Below are 18,213 nucleotides of genomic sequence, written 5' to 3' on the forward strand. Positions count from 1 at the left end.
GCAATACACGGATCACACCTGACTATCCAAACGCTACATTCGTTTCGCTTCACTCATGGCTGTAGAAGGATCGGAGTGATAGCCACCGCCTAACGCCTTGATCAGCGCCACCTCGCTTTCCAGACGCTGTCCTTGCAACAACGCCAGGCTGCTCTGCTCGGCCAGCAGCGGCAGGTTCGCTTCCAATGCCACCACCCGACCTAACAGGCCGCGTTGATAATGCGCCTCGGCGCTGTCACGGTTGAACAGAAAGTTACCGATTCGAGCCTGCTGCAACCTCTCCTCCGCGTCCAACCCTTGCAACTTGGTTCCCGCTACGGCGACATCACGAACGGCGTCAAGCACCGCTTGATTGTACTGCTGCACGAGGGTGTTGCTCAGGCTGCGTGTGTTTGCCAGTTCGGCATTGAGGCGGCCACCGTCAAAAATCGGCAGTGTCACACCAGGGATCAGGTTGATTTGCCGACTGCCATGGTCCCACAGGTCTCCCATGTGCAAGGCATCGGCACCGAAGAACGCCTTGATGTCAAAACTTGGATAAAAGGCTGCCTTGGCCGCATCGATATTTGAATAAGACGATTGCACCAGCCAGCGCAAGGCTTGCAAATCCGGACGTCGCGCCAGCAATTCGTAACCCAGGCTTTGTGGCACGCCATAAGCATGTTGCGGCAGGGTTCGCGGTTTCAATGGCAGCGAGACTTCAGCGCTGGCGCCGAGCAATGCGCGCATGGCCTCGCGCAGTTGCTGTGTCTGGCTGCGCAACGAGGCAATCTGACGATCGATCAGTGCCTGGTTGCTCAGTGCCAGTTGCTTTTGTGGTTGCGCTTCCAGGCCCCGCTCAATGAGCGCTTGATGCGCGGCCACCACTTCGGCGGCAATGGTCGACATTTGCTCAAGGTTGGCCAATAGTTGCTGTGCCGTCTGGATCTGGAAATACAACTGACTAACGCCGCTGGACACTTCCAGTTCGACCCAGGCTGCTTCAGCCTCACGCGCGTTGCGCACACCCAAAGCCGCGTCTACTTGCGCACGTTGGCGCCCCCAGAGATCGAGTTGGTACGAGCCGCCGAGGCCGACGATACCCTCTGTGTACCAAGGGCCAGTGAGGCCGAGTTGCGGTTCGTTTTGCGCAAAGGGGCCGAGAAAGCCGTTGGCGGAAACGTGTTGGCGATTGACCAGTCCGACCAGCTCCACTTGCACGCCGGTCAGGGATTTCACCGAGGCGGCTTGGGCGCGGGCCTGATCGATATGACTGCGAGCGATGGTGATGCCCGGCGCCTGAGCGAACGCCATGCTAATCAACTGGTCAAGCTGCGGGTCCTGATAGCGTGCCCACCACCGCGCTTCGGGCCAACTTTCACGGGCCAGGTGCAGGTCATCCGAGAGACGAATACTGGCCGGGTCGCGCTGCGGCACCAGCTCGCCCTCCTCGCGGATCAGCGCGCACCCGCCGAAAATCAGGCAGATGCCGAGCAACGCGCACCAACGAGCACTGGCGTTCATGAGCGCAACTCCGCCAGCGTCCTCGTTTCGAATGACAGCCAATCTGGTAGAGCATCAATCTGGCGACGCAGCTCCTGCAGCGCCTGCAACAGCGCGTCACCGCCCTGCCCGATTTGTGTTGGCGGATCGAAGGGTGGTAAAGCCTCCAGCGTAACGGTCGGATCCAGCAGTCGTGTCGCGTAATTGACCAGCCACGTGCTCATTTGCGCCTGTTGCTGGTCCAGCCAGCCGCGCAGCGACATCGGCAGTTCGGCATTGAGTGCCGCTCGGTTTCGCTGGAACTGGCCGGTCAACAGCAGGATCTCCCGTGCCCGGGCCAACAGCGTCTGGGTGAACAGCGTCAGCTCTTCATGCTCACTTTGTTGCCAACCGGGCTCCAGCGCGACCCGTGCGAGCATGGTCTCGCATTCGGCAAGCTGACCCCAGCTGCGCACACTTTGTTGGTGCAGTTGATCGGTCGATTCAAGGGCGCTGGGGGCGCGCAACAATCCGGCAATGCTCTGCAAGGTGGCGCCCAGACGCCGGCGTAAACTGTCACCCTCACGTTCCGGCCACAGCACCACATGCACCAGTGTGCTGACCAGAACACCGAGAATAATGCCCACCAGACGGTCGCGAATCTCCGTGAGATCGGTCGTCGGGCCAAACTGTTCAAGCAAGGCCAGGGCAAAACAGAACATGATCTGCAATCCGGCATAGCTGATGCGCTCAGAACCTGCCGCGACCCAGGCACCGAGACCGATCACCGGCAGGCTCATGATCAACAAGCCGACCAACGTATCGATGCCCGGTATGACAAAGACCATGCACAGCAGCGCCAACGCACTTCCCAGCAAACAACCGCCAATGCGCAATACGCCCTTCTGGGTCGAGGCGCCGAGACTGGGCAAGGCGACGATCACGCAGGTCAGCATCACGGTGTGGATGCCGGGCCAGTCAACCGCGTTGTAGAACACATAGCAAAACAGCGTTGCCAGCCAGGTTTTGAAGGCAAAAAGCAGGTAATTGGGATTACTGAAGGCGTCACTTGCCAACAGTGGCTCCTTCACCGGGGTGCTGCTGGCCGGGATTTCACGCTCACTGACGGCCAGGGTGCGCAACGCATCGCGCATTTCCTCCAGTGCCGGCGGCATCGCTGGCCGCGCCAATGTCGTGCTGTGCAATTGCAGCGACGGCATGGGATCTGTATCGATGGCTTTGGCCAGCGCCACGCAATCCTGACGTAACGCCGCCAGTGCCTCAATGTCAGAGACGCCAGTGTTCAAGGACGCTGCAGCCGCATGCAGCCGGCTCACACAAGTGATCAACGCCAACTGCTTCACCTCGTGGGCGCGACAGCCAGCATCGCGCATGCTCGCAAACTTCAGCAGTTTGTGCAGGCCGAGCACGCTCTGCTGCACGTCAGTCGCGCTGACCACAGGAATCTTCGCCCGCCCTTCCTCCAACGCGACCAGACACGCCTTGACCTTCGCCAACTCCCGCTGCATGGCCTCGCGCAATAGCTGCTGCGGTTCTTGCGGCAACAGCAATGTATTGACCAGCAGCGTGACCAGCGTCGGGTAAACCACGGCCATCCATACCCACAGACAACCCCGTAACAGCAACTCGGGCTGAGCAACGAGATCCACCAGGCTCTGGACGTAAATAGTGACGATAGCGACCACGAAAAACAGCGGGCCAAGGCGCGTGGCGCGCATGGCGAACAGGCTGACGAGAAAGACCACACTGGCACAAATAATGCGCAGCAGCGGATAGCCATAAGTGAACTTGAGCACAAGGATTGCAAGGCCGATGGCGAGCGTCGCGCTGACAATGAACAGGATGCCGGCCATCCTTGTCAGGACCACGTTGGTCTGGCTGACAAAGAACACCATGATCAGTGACAGTGCCAGCAGCGGCACTTCAAGACTCATCGAAAGAATGATGACTAGCGTACACGCCAGCAGATTGCGCAGTAATGCATTGCTGCGCCCGGGAAAGGCCGCCAACTCCGTGACGAGAAAGCGCCAGTACCGCTCAAACCAGCCATCGACGACAGTCATTGGCGCGGACCTTCGCCGCTATCGGTATGGATCACCGCCACCGCCGATGCGCCGATACGGAACAGCTGCGGGTCGGGCTGATCGACTCGAATACGCACCGGAAAACGTTGGGCCACCCGCACCCAGTTGATGGTTCGCGCGACTTTGGGCAGTCCACTGACTTGAGCGCCGCCATCGTCGGGAAAAACGCCAAAGCCGATGGAGTCGACGGTACCGCTGAATGCACGCCCGCTGTCGCTCATCAGATAGAGCGTGCTGCGGTTGCCGGTATGGATGTTGTGCAGTTCGGTCTCGCGAAAGTTCGCTACCACGTACCAGTGCCGCGTATCGATCAGACTGAACAACGGATGCCCCGCAGCGGCGAACTGGCCGTCGGAGGTCGTCAGGCCGACGATTCTTCCGTCGAAGGGCGCGCGCACAACACTGTGTTCCAGATCCAGCTCGGCGCGGGCTATTTGCGCCTGAATCACCGCACGTTTAGCGACCAACGCATCAACCCCACTAACGGCCGCAGCGGCTTGTTTGACCTGCAGTTGCGCGGCGTTCAACTCGGCTCGGGCGCTCTTGGCGGCGGTCCGCGCCTGGTCCACCTGCTCCTCGGACACGTAGCCGCGTGATAGCAGCGGTTCCATCCGGCGCAGGGTATCTGCCGTCTGGGCCGCGGTCGCTCTGGCCCGTTCGATGCTGGCTTGTACCGCGTCGGAGTTGAATTGCTGGGCATCGACCTGGCGCTGGCTGAGGATGATTTCCTGGTTCAATGCTTGCATCGACGCTTGAGTCTGGTCGAGGACGTCCTGATAGGGACGCGCATCAATGCGCAGGAGCACATCCCCCTGCTTTACCTGCTGGTTTTCTTGCACCGGTAGCTCAACGATGCTGCCGCTCACCTCGGGGGTGACACTAATAGTGTCAGCGTAGGCATAGGCGTCATCGGTGCGGGGCGCATTGTCGAGCCGCCAGACCACACCTATCAGCAGGACCAGCGTCAGCCCCAGCAGCACCAGTATCAGAACGCGCCGGGGCAGCGGCTTCACAGCTTTTTCGCTCATGGTCGGCGACTCCCGGTCAGGACTGGAAGAACAGCAGCCAGGCGCTCAAGGCGAAGAGCGCGGTCAAGATGGGATAAAACAGCGCTGGCGGCGCCAGCCAGGCACTGTAACCGAGCCGAGCCAGCGACTTATGGACAAGCAGGACAAGTAGCGCAGCGCCCAGAATGCAGAACAGCCAGTCAGGGAAAAACGCTCCCAGCACGGGCACCGAAGACGCATTGGAACAGGCTGATAGCGCCAGCATCAGCAGAACAACGCTGCCATGCCAGGTTCTCGTCTTCTTGCCCTTATGGCCCATCAAGGTTCCTCCACTACAGGAAAACCCGAGTTTCCACAGTCGATAAAAAACCATCTCTGTAGTGTATGTCGCCTGGTCATATCGTGGTCACGTGTTGGCCGCGAGCATCCTTTATAGCTCACAAAGAGGGGAGTTTCATGGCTGCACTGCGCCACCGTTTCGACTTTCGATTTGCTCAATTGCAAGGCACTTCTATATTGAGGGGGTGCTCTGAATTTCCTGCCACCTGTTGAGCCTTGGCCCATGGCAAATACTGATCAATTGATCATCTGCGAGCACTGCGACTGTGTGTATGAAAAAGTCACGCTCGTTGAACACCAGAAAACCCTGTGTACGTGCTGCGGTGCGGTGCTGCGGCGCCATAACCGCTTGACGGTAGAACAGCGATTGGCCCTGACCTTCGCGGCGTTGATGCTGTGGGTTTTCGCCAACTTTTACCCCGTCATGACCATCAGCCTGAAAGGCGTTAGAAACAGTGCGACCCTGTGGGATTCGGTAGTGGCCTTGAGTCTTGGGCCGATCACCTTCATCGCGTTGGTCGCGGCGATATCGATGATCCTCGCGCCGATTTGCCAACTGTTGCTGCTGATCTGGGTCCTGAGTTTCGCCCTCAAGCACCAACGTTCACCCGGTTTTAAATTCTGCATGCGCTGGCTGGAAGCCCTCCGTCCCTGGAGCATGCTGGAGGTCTGCTTTCTGGGGGCGATGGTTGCGGTCATCAAACTCGCCGGATTTCTCGAGGTGCTGCCGGGCATCGGCCTGTTTGCCCTGGCTGTGCTCAGCCTGGTGATGATCCGCATCGCCGGTCGCGATATCCGTGAATTATGGGACATATTATGAACACGCCCCCGGTCGCAAGCGATTTCAACCTGTGCCTCTGTCATAGCTGCGGCATGATCTGCGACATGACCGATGAGCCTCACGAATGCGAACGCTGTGGCGCTGCGTTGCATCGGCGTAAAACCAATTCGTTGGCCCGTACGTGGGCCTTTATGTTCACGGCTCTGGCGTTTTATGTCCCGGCCAATCTGTTGCCGGTCATGAACACCAAGATGCTCGGCAATGGCGCCGACAGCACGATCATGAGCGGTGTACTGGAGTTCTGGGCGGCCGGGGCCTGGGACATCGCGCTGATCATTTTTATCGCCAGCATCGCGGTACCGGGTATCAAGTTCCTGGCCCTTACGTTTTTGCTGGTCTCCGTGCATCGCGGCAGTTTCTGGGCGAGCAAGGAACGGTCGCAGCTGTACCGCTTCGTCGAGGTCATCGGTTACTGGTCAATGCTCGACGTGATCGTGGTAGCACTGGTGGCCTCACTGGTGAAGTTTAAAGCCCTGGCCGACATCGAACCGCGCGCAGGCATTCTGTTTTTTGGTTTGGTGGTGGTGTTCACCATGCTGTCGGCGATGAGTTTCGACCCGCGCCTGATTTGGGATAAAACACGAGAAACCCCACAAAACGAGGAGATCATGGATGAAGTCGCAAGCCACTGAAGGGCCACAAGCCCCCGGCCAGGCCCCAATCAAGACCGGTCGTAGCGTCTCGCTGGTCTGGATCGTCCCCATCGTTGCGGTATTGGTGGGTATATCACTGGTGGTTCACAGCATCTTGCAGGAAGGCCCGACCATCACCGTCATGTTCAAGACCGGTGACGGCCTGACAGCCAACAAAACCGAGGTCAAATACCGCAGCGTAATCATCGGCCAGGTGTCGGACGTGGAGCTGAGCAACGATCAGAAAAGTGTCAACGCCACGATAAAACTCACCAAACAGGCCGAAGGTTTCACCCGTTCAGACTCTCAGTTCTGGGTCGTGCGTCCACGCATCGGTGCCGGCGGGGTCTCGGGGATCGACACGTTGCTGTCCGGGGATTACATCGGCGCTGATATCGGTCAGGCCGATAGCCGCGCGAAAAACTTCAAGGGCCTGGAAATCCCGCCAGCCATCACCTATGGCGAACCGGGCAAGCGTTTCACCTTGCACACAGAGGATCTCGGGTCTCTGGACGTCGGCTCGCCGGTGTATTACCGCAAGATTCCGGTCGGTCAGGTAGTGGCCTATGCGCTGGACCCGGATGGCAAAGGGGTGAACATCGACCTGTTCATTCATGCGCCCAATGACCAGTACGTCACTGAAAACACCCGGTTCTGGAATGCCAGCGGTGTGGACGTGAAAATTGATGCCAATGGCGTTGATGTCAAAACCGAGTCGTTGTCCTCCTTGCTGGTGGGCGGTATTGCCTTCCGCGCGCCGGAATACAACCCGAACGACAAACCTGCCCCCGAAGAGTATGCCTACGAGCTGTTCGAAGATCAGCAAACCGCCCTCGCACCACCGAATGGCAAGGCACAGTTCCTGGCCTTGCGTTTCGATCAGGCCATGCGTGGGCTGAAGATCGACGCGCCGGTGGAATTCCTGGGCATAGAAATCGGCAAGGTAGTGTCGGTCAATCTGGATTTCGACGAGAAAAAACGCAGTTTTCCAGTCAATGTCGGCATCGTGATCTACCCGCAGCGTCTGGGTCAGGCCCACACCAAGATGATCAAGGCGCTCAATCATGACCCCAACGACGAAGCCGCTGGCGTTCGGATGATTGGCTCATTCATCGAAAACGGCCTGCGTGCTCAGGCCCGCACCGGCAACCTGTTGACCGGCCAGTTGTACATCGCCCTGGACTTCTACCCCAAAGCAGACAAAGTCACCTTCGATGCGACCGCGCGCCCGGTCATGATTCCAACGGTTCCGGGAAGCCTCGAACAATTGCAGGAAAAACTTGAATCCATGGTCGACAAAGTCAACAAACTGCCGATCGAGCGCATTGCCGGCAACCTCGATAGCAACCTGGTGGAAGTGCGCAAAGGGCTGGTGAAATTCAACAACAAAACATTGCCCGGCGTCGATACCGCCCTGTTGGATGTCAGCAAAACCCTGCAATCGGCCGACACGACACTGCAATCAGCTAACGCCACCCTTGCCGAAGGTTCGCCATCACGGGAAAAACTCGGGCAGACCCTGGGTGAGCTGGAACGCACGTCGCGATCATTGCGTGAGCTATCGGATTATCTGATCCGGCATCCGGAATCACTGCTCCGCGGTCGACCTGAAAATCCCGCAGCAAAGGACTACAAATAATGACTGCGTCGCAGAACAAAGGAGCAACATGTATGGCTTTTATGCCGAAGCTCACCTTGGTCGCTGCGCTCCTGCTGCTTGCGGCCTGCCGCAGTGATCCTGTTCATTACCACACGCTGATGCCCCCGCACACAGGGGGTGCAACGCACAGTAACGTGGTGGACATCGAGATTGAAAGCCTCAGTGTGCCGGCGCAGGTCGACCGACCACAGGTGGTTATTCGCCAAGGCAACAGTGGCCTGGTGCTGCTCGAATCCGAATGGTGGGGGGCGTCGCTGGGAGAGGAGTTTCGAAGTGCCCTGGTGGATCAACTGGCCAGCATCAACCCTCAGCGCAAGCTGTCGTTGCGCATCGATGTGCTGCGCTTTGACTCCGTTCCGGGGCAATACGGGCTGATTGATGTGACCTGGCGCTTGCGCGCCGCCAATGACGTCAATGGCGCGTCTGTCACCTGTCGTAGCATCCTGCAAACGCCTTCGGGGGGGAGCATCGAAGATCTGGCCCTGGCCCAGCAGAATAACGTCAAGCGCCTGGCTGCACTGATCGGCCAGGCGGCCAGGGGGACACAACAGAGTTGCCCGCCCTCTGGCTAACGCCACTTTTTTCGCCCGGTGTGTTCAGCGGTGCTCCAGCCACCGCTGAACTCAACATCAAATGATATTTCTATTTCGACACACCAGCGTCTCAACAAGAACAGAGTAAAAGACAAAGGTTTTCATTAACCCGGTAAGTATGCCCCCACCCTCTCGCCGCGCAATTTTTTCACATTCGTTTCACTCCTCTGCTACCTGTCCGGCTCTAGTTTTGCTCGCATCTTTCCTATATTAGATAACGAACGAAACATGACTTCGCGCATAGTAAAACTGGCATCGCTGACTGCCATCGTGGTGACTGCCATCGTGGTCACAGGCTTTGTCTTGAGGACGAAATCGCCCACCCATCTGGCCAACGCAAATCCCTCCGCCAGGGCCGAACTACTGAAAGACTGGCAGGCTGGCGAAGTGGTAGCGCTGGTTCGTCACGCCGAGCGGTGCGACCAATCCAGCAACCCTTGCCTGGGGCCGGCCAACGGTATCACCCGGTTCGGCAACGAGTCTTCCACTGCAGTGGGCCAGCACTATGTGCGTCTGGGCTTGGCACAGACTGATGTATTGAGCAGCCCGGAAACACGCACAGTACAAACCTCGCACGCCATGTTTGGCACGGACCCGGTGACTCAGGAGTGGCTGGTCACGTGTGGCAAAACTCTGCGCAACGATGTGGTGGCGCACAAGCAGGCCCATCGTAATCTGGTACTGGTCTCTCACAGTGGCTGCATTAGCGACTTTTTAGCCGAGACCGGTTTCGCCCATGCGCCAAAGAGTGAATATGGCAGTTCACTGTTCTTGCGCATTGACACTAACGGGCAACTTCAAGTGCTGGGCATTGTTAATCCCGAAGACTGGAACGCTTTGCAGGGAAAATAAACAACCGCAACTTGCCAACCGTAAACAGTAGCGTCGACTCAATTTGAGTCGTCGCACTGCCCATTGAACTTCGCCACCCACGCTACCCTCTCGCGGTATTGCGTCAAGGACGCGTCATGACTTCACATCGGCCATTGCCCTTTTCTGCGGATCAGTTATCTCGCACGCCTGCGCCTGTCGAACGCTGGATCGTGCCCGGCCTGTTGTTGGCGTTTGTTGTTTTCTATCTCCTGCCGCTGATGACGCACGGATTGTGGATCCCTGACGAAACCCGCTACGGCCAGATCAGCCAGGAAATGCTTCTGAGCGGCAACTGGGTTGCGCCGCACTTCATGGGCATTCGTTACTTCGAAAAGCCTATTGCCGGGTATTGGATGATCGCCATCGGTCAGGCGATCTTTGGCGATAACCTGTTTGGTGTGCGGATTGCGTCGGCGCTGAGTACAGGGCTGAGTGTCTGGTTGACCTACCTGATCGCGCGCAGGCTTTGGAACAACCCGCGCAAAAGCGCTGCCTGCGCATTGCTATACATGAGTTTCGGGCTGATTGCCGGTCAGGCCGGCTACGCCAACCTCGATCCGCAATTCACCCTCTGGGTGAACTTGAGCCTGGTCGCGCTCTGGTTTGCCATCGACCGTCATACCCCACGAAACAAAGCAGGCGCCTGGGCATTGCTGGGTTTTGCCTGTGGCATGGGTTTTATGACCAAAGGCTTTCTGGCCTGGTTGTTACCGGTACTGATTGCCCTGCCCTACATGATTTGGCAACGGCGCATGGGCGAATTGGTGCGTTACGGCGCATTGGCCGTACTGGTCGCGGTCGTGGTGTGTTTGCCGTGGGTACTCGCCATACAGCATCAGGAACCGGACTTCTGGCACTTTTTCTTTTGGAACGAACACGTCCGCCGATTCGCCGCCGATGATGCGCAGCATGCTCGGCCATGGTGGTTCTATCTGCCGCTACTGGTTGCCTCAAGCCTGCCGTGGGCTGCATTGCTGCCGAGTACGTTCATCAAGGCCTGGAAGCAAAAACGCCAACCGGCCATTGCTTTCATGCTGCTTTGGCTGCTGTTGCCACTGGCCTTCTTCAGCTTGAGCAGCGGCAAACTGCCGACTTACATCATGCCGTGTCTGATGCCGCTGGCCTTGCTGATGGGGCACACGGTCATGGAACAGTTAAATCAGGGGCGAGTCCGGTCAATTCGCATTAATGGTGTGATCAACATCACCTTGGGCACGATGTCCCTGATCGCCTTGCTCTATCTGCAGATCAGCAAGGAAATCTACGAAAACACCGAGATGTTCAGCCTGTCACTGGTGTTCATCGTGTTAATCGGCTGGATCATCACGAATGCCTTGCAAATCATGCGGCCGTTGGTGTTTTGGGCCATGCCGGCGATCGGTATCTGGATATTGGTTGCGTTGGCGCCAGCCGCCATGCCCTCGCAAATCGTCAACAGCAAGATGCCGGATCAGTTTATCGCCGAACACCTTGATGCTTTGGCGCAAACCTCCTCGTTGCTCAGTAACGATCTTGGCGCGGCTTCGGCGTTGTCCTGGCGCTTGAAACGACCCCAGGTTGATCTGTTCAATATCATCGGCGAGCTGAAATACGGCCTCACTGACCCCGCCATGGACTCACGCAAAGTTACCAAGGCCAGTATCGAAAAGTGGATGACCGAGGCGCGTAAAAAAGGCGCGGTCGGTGTCGTCATGCGGGTGAACAGTGTCCAGGAAGTGCAGGAGGTCGAACTGCTGCCTATCGATGGCGTGCGCTATCAGCGTGGCAATTTGCAAATTCTGATTTTCCCGAAAACCGGCACTGACAGCGTTTCTGCCAACGTACCGACTGGAAATCCGTCATGAAGTACTGGGCCAGTGACAAAGGCAAGTTAACGCTCCTGCTGGGCGTGACCGCATTGATTCTGTTATTGGGGCTGGGTAGCCGGGAGCTATGGGGCGCAGAAACGCGCTGGGCCAACATCGCACTGCAAATGCTGCAAAGTGGCGACTATTTTGATCCCTATCTCAAGGGCGGAGCCTATTACGACAAACCCCTGCCCTCCTATTGGCTGATCACGGCTACCGCTTGGCTAACTGGCGGTTTGGGTCACTGGTCATTGCGTCTCTCCTCGGTGATTGCCGCGTGGTTAAGCGTGTGGCTGGTGTACCTGATCGGCGAGCGACTGTTTCGCAAAGACACCGGTTTGATTGCCGGCTGGATGCTGGCGACCACCTTCTTTTTCGTGTTCTGGGCCCGGGTGGCCACGGCAGACATCCTTACGGTCTGCGGAGTCCTGGCGGCGGTGTGGTGGTACTGGCGCGGGCCGGACGACACGCGCTTGGGTCGTTACTTGGTGTTTTTCCTGCTGCTGTCCCTGACCTCGCTGTTCAAAGGCTTGATCGGATTCATCCTGCCGGGGTTGGTACTGTTGCCGCATCTGGTGCAGGAAGGGCGCTGGAAACGCCACCTCAATCTGCGGCTGTGTGCAGCCGTGCTGGTTGCTGGTGTCTTCTATATGGCACCGTTCGTGTTATCCCATCTGTATGGGGAACCGACCTATGGCGAGAGTGGCTTGGGTTTGGTGTTGCGCGAGAACGTTGTCCGGTTTTTCAAGCCTTTCGATAATATCGGCCCGATTTACACCTATCTGGTGTACCTCCCGGTCTACACCTTGCCATGGGCGCCTTGCTGGCTGCTGGCATGCTGGGTCGCGTTGCGCAACTGGCGCAGCGTCGAGCCCAATACGCGTTGGCTAATGTGCGCGCTGGGGCTGCTGACGCTGTTTTTTACCGCCAGCGGCAGTCGACGCAGCTACTACGTATTGCCCCTCGTGCCCTTCGCCCAATTGCTGGGTGCCTGGTGGATCACCCGGCGCATGGCCGAACGCAACGCGACTAGCACGTTTGGCAGTCGCGGATTGAAGATCGGTTTCGGCGTGAGTGCAGCCGTATTAATGGCCGTGCTCGGCGTGCTGTACCCGTGGACCAACAGTGGTGGCGGCGTGGTGCATTTTGGTGAGACGGTCAAGCTGGAGGCCAGCAAACGCGCACCTTTGAGTCACTGGCGCATGGTCATGATCGACGTCGACAACAAAGTGCCGATGTACCTGCAAACCGGGGGCGCACCGTTTTATTACGTGCAGCAAGCCGATGACTTTCCTCGCACCGGCGACACCGCAGCGCTGATGAGCTGGCTAGACCGCACCAGCGGTCAACACTGGGACCCGACACGCACCATCGTTATCGCGCAATACCACAAAGGCGATGCGTTGCCGCTGAACTACCTCAGTGCCGACCATCAGGTCATCACCACCAAGCCCACCAACGGCGAGCGGATGTTTCACGCCCGTGCAGACCAGAGCGTGGCGTTTATTCCGGAGTCGTCTCCAGCGCAGAATTGAATCGGGCAGCCCCGATTCCTGGCGCCTTTGGATCGCCGTACTACCCTTTCGCCACTATTCAGATTTGAGCAACCGCGCGCAAAAATGGGGGCCGGTTGCTCAAATCTTGGTGCGTGACCAAAATCCTGCTGGTAGACAAACCCGACGTTGTGCTCGAATGCCTGTCCTGATCGGTGACTCCATTAAGATCAAATCTGCCGGGCAAGCAGCTGAGGGGCTGCTAATCTGAATGAAAATGACATGTATTAACGGTTTCTTTGACGTTTTTTTCTCATTTTACGTTCTACATTCCCTGCGATTCAAAATATGCAAATGATTCGCATTGAGTTGCTAGCGAATCGGCGCGCATGACTACTAAAAAGAACAGGAGCTGCCCCCCTTATGACGCCCTCCATCCCTTCGTTCCTCAAAACAGCATTGCTGACCACTGCACTGCTGACCGCCGGACATGTCTATGCCGCTGATACCGACGGTATCGTGGTCTACAACGCCCAACACGAGAGCCTGACCAAGGCCTGGGTCGAGGGGTTCACCAAAGAAACCGGGATCAAAGTCACCCTGCGTAACGGCGACGACACCGAGATGGGCAATCAGATTGTTCAGGAAGGTGCCGCCTCCCCGGCCGACGTATTCCTGACCGAGAACTCCCCGGCCATGGTGCTGGTGGACAATGCGGGCCTGCTTGCACCCGTAGCGCCGACAACGCTGGAGCAAGTGGACGCGGCTTATCGTCCGGCACATGGCAAATGGGTCGGGATCGCCGCACGCTCCACCGTGTTCGTCTACAACCCAAGCAAACTGCCTGAAGCCGATCTGCCAAAATCGTTGATGGACCTGGCCGGGCCAAGCTGGAAAGGCCGTTGGGGCGCGTCGCCCGCCGGTGCCGACTTCCAGGCCATCGTCGCTGCGGTGCTTGAATTGAAGGGCGAAGCGGCCACCCTTGAATGGCTTAAAGGGTTGAAAGCCAACGCGACGATCTATCGCGGCAACAGCGCGGTGCTCAAAGCCGTTAACGCCGGCCAGGTCGACAGCGGTGTGATCTATCACTATTACAGCTTCGGTGATCAGGCCAAGACCGGCGAAAACAGCAAGAACACTGCCCTGTATTACTTCAAACATAAAGATCCGGGTGCTTTTGTCAGCGTCTCCGGTGGCGGCGTTCTGGCCTCCAGCAAACACAAGGAAGACGCTCAGGCGCTGCTGAAGTGGATCACCGGCAAGGAAGGCCAGAAAGTTCTGGAAACCGGCAAATCGTTTGAATACGCCGTGGGCAAGAACGCACCGTCCAATCCTAAACTGGTGCCTTTGGAGCAGCTTGACGCGCCGGCAGTTGATGCCTCAAAACTCAACAGCAAAAAAGCCGTAGAGCTGATGACTCAGGCGGGACTGCTCTAATTGATGCCTGAAACCTTGCCAGGGGGTGTCGCCTCGGCGATACCTTCGAACTTGCGACGACGCTCCCGGGGCGTCTTCGCAGGTCGCGGTGGCGCGTGGGTGATCGGTTTGTCCGTACTGGTCTCGCTCCTGTCGCTGCTGCCGATTGCCTTCGTGATCGGCGTGTCGATCCAGACAGGCTGGGCGGCCATCGTGCCCCTGGTCTTTCGACCTCGTGTCGCTGAATTACTGATCAACACCGTATTGTTGGTGGTGATCACCATTCCGTTGTGCGTCATGCTCGGCCTGGCGCTGGCCTGGCTGACAGAGCGCACCAACCTGCCGGGCCGACGCTGGTGGTCACTGTTGGCGACGGCGCCACTGGCCGTACCGGCCTTCGTTCACAGCTATGCGTGGGTGAGCCTGGTGCCGTCGATTCACGGGCTGCCTGCTGGCGTCCTGGTCTCGGTCATTGCCTACTTCCCGTTTCTGTACCTGCCGATTGCTGCCACGCTGCGTCGGCTCGACCCGGCCATCGAGGACGTTGGCGAATCACTGGGGCTCAAGCCTTGGGCGGTTTTTTTCCGTGTGGTGCTGCCGCAGCTGCGCCTGGCCATTTGCGGGGGAGCCTTGTTGGTGGGCCTGCACTTGCTGGCCGAGTATGGCTTGTACGCGATGATTCGCTTTGACACCTTTACCACGGCGATCTTCGACCAGTTCAAATCCACCTTCAACGGCCCTGCCGCCAACATGCTGGCCAGCGTGTTGGCCCTGTGTTGCCTGGCGATGCTGACCGCCGAGTCCGCCGCTCGCGGCACAGCGCGTTACGCCAGGGTCGGATCGGGAAGCGCTCGCACTCAGCGGCTTGTGCGCCTGGACTCGCCGGCAACGATCCTCGGCCTGCTGCTGCAAGCCTTCACCTGCGCCCTGGCGCTGGGTGTGCCGTTGATCACTCTGGGCAAGTGGCTGATTGCCGGTGGCACACAGGTCTGGCAGATGGACGAGCTGATGCCGGCGCTGCAACAGACGCTGCAGCTAGGCGCCGCGGGCGCAGTCCTGACCACCTGCGCCGCGATCCCGATTGCCTGGCTGTCGATTCGCTCTCCCGGCCGTTTACAGCGGGTACTGGAAAGCTGCAACTACATCACCAGTTCGTTGCCAGGGATTGTCGTCGCCCTGGCCCTGGTAACCTTCACCATCCATTTTGCCCGACCGATTTACCAGACCACGATCACCGTGCTGCTGGCGTATCTGCTGATGTTCTTGCCCCGTGCCCTGGTGAGTTTACGGGCGGGAATAGCCCAGGCACCGGTGGAACTGGAAAACATCGCACGCAGTCTCGGCCGCTCGCCGGGTCGGGCCTTGTGGCTGATTACTCTGCGCCTGGCCGCGCCGGGCGCTGCCGCCGGGGCGGCGCTGGTGTTTCTGGCGATCACCAACGAGCTCACCGCTACCCTGTTGCTCGCGCCCAATGGTACGCGCACCCTGGCCACCGGTTTCTGGGCCATGACCAGCGAAATCGACTATGCCGCTGCCGCCCCCTATGCCCTATTGATGATCCTGCTGTCGCTCCCGCTGACCGGACTTCTTTATCACCAATCCAAACGAACGGCTGGCCGATGAACGCTCTTGAATTGCATGCCATATCCAAGTCTTACGGCGACCAAAAGGCGCTGGAGAGCATCAACCTGTCGGTACCCGCTGGCAGCCGGACAGTGATTGTCGGCCCGTCCGGCTCGGGTAAAACCACCTTGTTGCGGATGATCGCCGGCTTCGAGTTCCCGGACACCGGCCGTCTAACACTCAATGGCCAGACGCTCGTCGACGGCACTCATGAGGTGCCGGCACATCAGCGCCTGATTGGCTACGTTCCTCAGGACGGCGCGCTATTCCCGCACATGACCGTAGCGGCCAATATCGGATTCGGGCTTTCGAGCAAGAGCAGCGAGAAAAACGAACGAATTGCCGAGCTGATGGACAGCGTGGCCCTGGATGCGAACATGGCCCAACGTTGGCCCCATGAGCTCTCTGGTGGCCAGCAACAACGTGTGGCACTGGCACGAGCGTTGGCGCAACAGCCGCGCTTGATGTTGCTGGACGAGCCGTTTTCAGCCCTCGATACCGGCCTTCGAGGCGCCATGCGCAAAATGGTCGCCCGACTGCTGTCCGATGCCGGTGTCACCACCATTCTGGTCACCCATGACCAGAGCGAAGCCCTGTCGTTTGCCGATCAACTGGCGGTGATGCGTGGCGGTCGGCTCGTGCAGTCAGGCCACCCACTAGATCTGTACCGCTACCCCGACGACGAACAAACCGCGCTGTTTCTCGGGGATGCCGTGGTCATGCCTGCCAAAATCGAAGCCGGCTGGGCGCATTGCGACCTCGGCCGGATACCGGTGAACAACCACCGCAACAACCATTCGGCGCAGATCATGCTACGCCCCGAGCAGTTGCAACTCGTCAGCATCCAGCCGAACCCCACCGAGATGGCCGGGTGCCGCGCCGTAGTGACAGAGCGCGACTTCAGCGGCAACACCTGCACATTGACCGTGGAATTAGAAGCCCCCACTTCCGGCGAACAGTCCGGCCGGTCATTGACGGTACGCGGTTCAGGCATGTATGCGCCCCCTGCCGGCAGCGCGGTCCACGTCTCGACCATCGGCCATGCCCACGTGTTCAGCGGGTCGTAACGTTAAAGATCAAAGCGGTCCACTGCGCGGCGCCGCTCATTGTCGTCGCGCACATCGTAATTGGCGGTCGTCTGAATATTGCTGTGATGCGCCAGTTTCTGCGCGATCGACAAATCGTGTTCTTCGATGACGCGGGTGATGAACGAACGGCGAAAATCATGCGGCATGATCTTCACCCCGACTTCGGCACCGCGCTGGCGCGCAATGTAATAGATCGCATGTTTGGTCACGCGCTCACGGGTTATATGGCTGCCGCGACGGATACGATTGAACAGAAACGGGTCGTCTACCTCGCCTTCCTTGAGTTGCGATCGACGAAACGCCAGCCAGGCCTCCAGTTTGGCCAAGGCCCAGGCCGGTGCGTACTTGATCAATTGCTTGTTGCCCTTGGCCGTGACCCGCAAGCTGCGCTCGGCAAAATCGACCTGTGACAGGTCCAGGTTCACTGACTCGGACTTGCGCATGCCTGAACCGTACAAAATCCCGATGATCGCCGCGTCCCGTAATCCTTGTGGTCGTGGGTCGGCGGCACAGACCGCCATCAACTCCTGAATCAGCGTGCGCCGCAAGTTACGTCCCTGGGACAACCGGGTGCCGGCAATCCCTTTGACCGAGCGCATTTTCAGCAGATGATCCTGACTGATCAGGCTCATGCGCCAGGCTTCATTCATCACGCCGCGCACCGCATTCACGTACAGCGAAGAGGTATTGGGCGCATAGCCGTCTTCGCGTAACGCCGCGACCAGCGCAATGACGTTTTCTGGCTGAAGCTGATGCCAGGGAATCTCTTCGATATTCATATCGTCGAAGCCCAAACGGTCTGCTGCATCCTGTAAAACATAACGCATGGTCAGCTGACTGGAAGGTGCCAGCCGGGCCAGGTACAGGGTCAACGGATTGGTCATTGACGCAACAGGATGGATAACAGGTAAGTCAATCAAACGAGACGGCCTTGAGTGAGAACATTGCAGTAATACAACTAAGGTTGAAAACATCGCTCATATACAGCGAAGACTTCTGTAGTACGTTTCTTATAAAGTAGCGAAGATTGGCAAGAGACTGAACAACGGCTGTATAAGCCTCAGATAAACGATTTGCCGACCGGGTTTTCATGTTCCTTTCACGAAAATACGCTTACCCTCAATGAGCCGCGACGGTCCCTCGCAAGCCTCCAACGTGCCGACCCGAATAGAAAAAGTCAATTGAAGCGGTTTGTAATGTAATTTGCGTAACCGATTGAAGCAGCTAATTTTTAA

General features: G+C 58.3%; 15 protein-coding genes. 10 read left to right on the forward strand and 5 right to left on the reverse strand.

Annotation, left to right across the window (positions count from 1 at the left end; translation table 11 throughout):
* Positions 1 to 33: 33 nt before the first annotated feature.
* The 4 genes from AC3ISI_RS14090 to AC3ISI_RS14105 are packed head-to-tail and all read right to left on the reverse strand — an operon-like array spanning position 34 to position 4,892.
* Positions 34 to 1,503 (reverse strand): efflux transporter outer membrane subunit, encoded by a 1,470-nt coding sequence (locus tag AC3ISI_RS14090; RefSeq protein WP_489337523.1) that lies wholly within the window; start codon positions 1,501 to 1,503, stop codon positions 34 to 36.
* Positions 1,500 to 3,545: an FUSC family protein gene (locus AC3ISI_RS14095; protein ID WP_489337524.1), complete on the reverse strand. Its 2,046-nt coding sequence runs from the start codon at positions 3,543 to 3,545 to the stop codon at positions 1,500 to 1,502. Before AC3ISI_RS14095 ends, AC3ISI_RS14090 begins: the two co-directional genes overlap by 4 nt.
* On the reverse strand, positions 3,542 to 4,594 hold the full coding sequence (mdtN, locus tag AC3ISI_RS14100; RefSeq protein ID WP_489337525.1) for a multidrug transporter subunit MdtN: 1,053 nt from the start codon (positions 4,592 to 4,594) through the stop codon (positions 3,542 to 3,544). The genes AC3ISI_RS14095 and mdtN overlap by 4 nt, the downstream gene beginning before the upstream one ends.
* A 16-nt stretch (positions 4,595 to 4,610) precedes the next feature.
* Positions 4,611 to 4,892, reverse strand: a complete 282-nt coding sequence (locus AC3ISI_RS14105; RefSeq protein ID WP_489337526.1) for a YtcA family lipoprotein — start codon at positions 4,890 to 4,892, stop codon at positions 4,611 to 4,613.
* A gap of 243 nt (positions 4,893 to 5,135) precedes the next feature.
* On the opposite strand from AC3ISI_RS14105, the gene AC3ISI_RS14110 reads away from it, so the two are divergent.
* The 10 genes from AC3ISI_RS14110 (at position 5,136) to AC3ISI_RS14155 (ending at position 16,957) form a co-directional block, all read left to right on the forward strand.
* The gene (locus AC3ISI_RS14110; RefSeq protein WP_489337527.1) at positions 5,136 to 5,732 is read left to right on the forward strand and encodes a paraquat-inducible protein A; all 597 of its coding nucleotides are present in this window, start codon (positions 5,136 to 5,138) and stop codon (positions 5,730 to 5,732) included.
* Positions 5,729 to 6,385, forward strand: coding sequence for a paraquat-inducible protein A (locus tag AC3ISI_RS14115; RefSeq protein ID WP_489337528.1), 657 nt, complete (start codon positions 5,729 to 5,731; stop codon positions 6,383 to 6,385). Before AC3ISI_RS14110 ends, AC3ISI_RS14115 begins: the two co-directional genes overlap by 4 nt.
* Entirely contained in the window at positions 6,366 to 8,024 is a 1,659-nt protein-coding gene (locus tag AC3ISI_RS14120) for a PqiB family protein (RefSeq protein ID WP_489337529.1), read from the forward strand. Before AC3ISI_RS14115 ends, AC3ISI_RS14120 begins: the two co-directional genes overlap by 20 nt.
* Before the next feature lie 32 nt (positions 8,025 to 8,056).
* Positions 8,057 to 8,617 (forward strand): PqiC family protein, encoded by a 561-nt coding sequence (locus tag AC3ISI_RS14125; protein WP_489337530.1) that lies wholly within the window; start codon positions 8,057 to 8,059, stop codon positions 8,615 to 8,617.
* 249 nt (positions 8,618 to 8,866) lie between these two features.
* Positions 8,867 to 9,490, forward strand: a complete 624-nt coding sequence (gene pmrG, locus AC3ISI_RS14130) for a lipopolysaccharide core heptose(II)-phosphate phosphatase PmrG (protein ID WP_489337531.1) — start codon at positions 8,867 to 8,869, stop codon at positions 9,488 to 9,490.
* Between the two features lie 116 nt (positions 9,491 to 9,606).
* Positions 9,607 to 11,355 carry a lipid IV(A) 4-amino-4-deoxy-L-arabinosyltransferase gene (gene arnT / locus AC3ISI_RS14135; protein ID WP_489337533.1) on the forward strand — a complete coding sequence of 583 codons (1,749 nt, stop codon included), beginning with the start codon at positions 9,607 to 9,609 and terminating at the stop codon, positions 11,353 to 11,355.
* Positions 11,352 to 12,893 (forward strand): ArnT family glycosyltransferase, encoded by a 1,542-nt coding sequence (locus AC3ISI_RS14140; RefSeq protein WP_489337534.1) that lies wholly within the window; start codon positions 11,352 to 11,354, stop codon positions 12,891 to 12,893. Before arnT ends, AC3ISI_RS14140 begins: the two co-directional genes overlap by 4 nt.
* 381 nt (positions 12,894 to 13,274) lie before the next feature.
* Positions 13,275 to 14,288, forward strand: a complete 1,014-nt coding sequence (locus tag AC3ISI_RS14145; RefSeq protein WP_489337535.1) for an iron ABC transporter substrate-binding protein — start codon at positions 13,275 to 13,277, stop codon at positions 14,286 to 14,288.
* Positions 14,289 to 14,291: 3 nt separating this feature from the next.
* Entirely contained in the window at positions 14,292 to 15,890 is a 1,599-nt protein-coding gene (locus AC3ISI_RS14150; RefSeq protein WP_489337536.1) for an ABC transporter permease, read from the forward strand.
* Positions 15,887 to 16,957 (forward strand): ABC transporter ATP-binding protein, encoded by a 1,071-nt coding sequence (locus tag AC3ISI_RS14155; RefSeq protein WP_489337537.1) that lies wholly within the window; start codon positions 15,887 to 15,889, stop codon positions 16,955 to 16,957. Before AC3ISI_RS14150 ends, AC3ISI_RS14155 begins: the two co-directional genes overlap by 4 nt.
* A gap of 2 nt (positions 16,958 to 16,959) precedes the next feature.
* Here AC3ISI_RS14155 and AC3ISI_RS14160 read toward each other — a convergent pair whose 3' ends face one another.
* Positions 16,960 to 17,862: a site-specific integrase gene (locus tag AC3ISI_RS14160; RefSeq protein ID WP_489337538.1), complete on the reverse strand. Its 903-nt coding sequence runs from the start codon at positions 17,860 to 17,862 to the stop codon at positions 16,960 to 16,962.
* Positions 17,863 to 18,213 lie beyond the last annotated feature (351 nt).

The organism is Pseudomonas sp. GL_139_B, from assembly GCF_057834475.1.

What these genes read in the sequence shown, in the direction of transcription:
- AC3ISI_RS14090 (WP_489337523.1), bottom strand. Translation starts at nt 1,503, where the DNA reads ATGAACGCCAGTGCTCGTTGGTGCGCGTTGCTCGGCATCTGCCTGATT.
- AC3ISI_RS14095 (WP_489337524.1), bottom strand. Translation starts at nt 3,545, where the DNA reads ATGACTGTCGTCGATGGCTGGTTTGAGCGGTACTGGCGCTTTCTCGTC.
- mdtN (WP_489337525.1), bottom strand. Translation starts at nt 4,594, where the DNA reads ATGAGCGAAAAAGCTGTGAAGCCGCTGCCCCGGCGCGTTCTGATACTG.
- AC3ISI_RS14105 (WP_489337526.1), bottom strand. Translation starts at nt 4,892, where the DNA reads ATGGGCCATAAGGGCAAGAAGACGAGAACCTGGCATGGCAGCGTTGTT.
- AC3ISI_RS14110 (WP_489337527.1), top strand. Translation starts at nt 5,136, where the DNA reads ATGGCAAATACTGATCAATTGATCATCTGCGAGCACTGCGACTGTGTG.
- AC3ISI_RS14115 (WP_489337528.1), top strand. Translation starts at nt 5,729, where the DNA reads ATGAACACGCCCCCGGTCGCAAGCGATTTCAACCTGTGCCTCTGTCAT.
- AC3ISI_RS14120 (WP_489337529.1), top strand. Translation starts at nt 6,366, where the DNA reads ATGAAGTCGCAAGCCACTGAAGGGCCACAAGCCCCCGGCCAGGCCCCA.
- AC3ISI_RS14125 (WP_489337530.1), top strand. Translation starts at nt 8,057, where the DNA reads ATGGCTTTTATGCCGAAGCTCACCTTGGTCGCTGCGCTCCTGCTGCTT.
- pmrG (WP_489337531.1), top strand. Translation starts at nt 8,867, where the DNA reads ATGACTTCGCGCATAGTAAAACTGGCATCGCTGACTGCCATCGTGGTG.
- arnT (WP_489337533.1), top strand. Translation starts at nt 9,607, where the DNA reads ATGACTTCACATCGGCCATTGCCCTTTTCTGCGGATCAGTTATCTCGC.
- AC3ISI_RS14140 (WP_489337534.1), top strand. Translation starts at nt 11,352, where the DNA reads ATGAAGTACTGGGCCAGTGACAAAGGCAAGTTAACGCTCCTGCTGGGC.
- AC3ISI_RS14145 (WP_489337535.1), top strand. Translation starts at nt 13,275, where the DNA reads ATGACGCCCTCCATCCCTTCGTTCCTCAAAACAGCATTGCTGACCACT.
- AC3ISI_RS14150 (WP_489337536.1), top strand. Translation starts at nt 14,292, where the DNA reads ATGCCTGAAACCTTGCCAGGGGGTGTCGCCTCGGCGATACCTTCGAAC.
- AC3ISI_RS14155 (WP_489337537.1), top strand. Translation starts at nt 15,887, where the DNA reads ATGAACGCTCTTGAATTGCATGCCATATCCAAGTCTTACGGCGACCAA.
- AC3ISI_RS14160 (WP_489337538.1), bottom strand. Translation starts at nt 17,862, where the DNA reads ATGACCAATCCGTTGACCCTGTACCTGGCCCGGCTGGCACCTTCCAGT.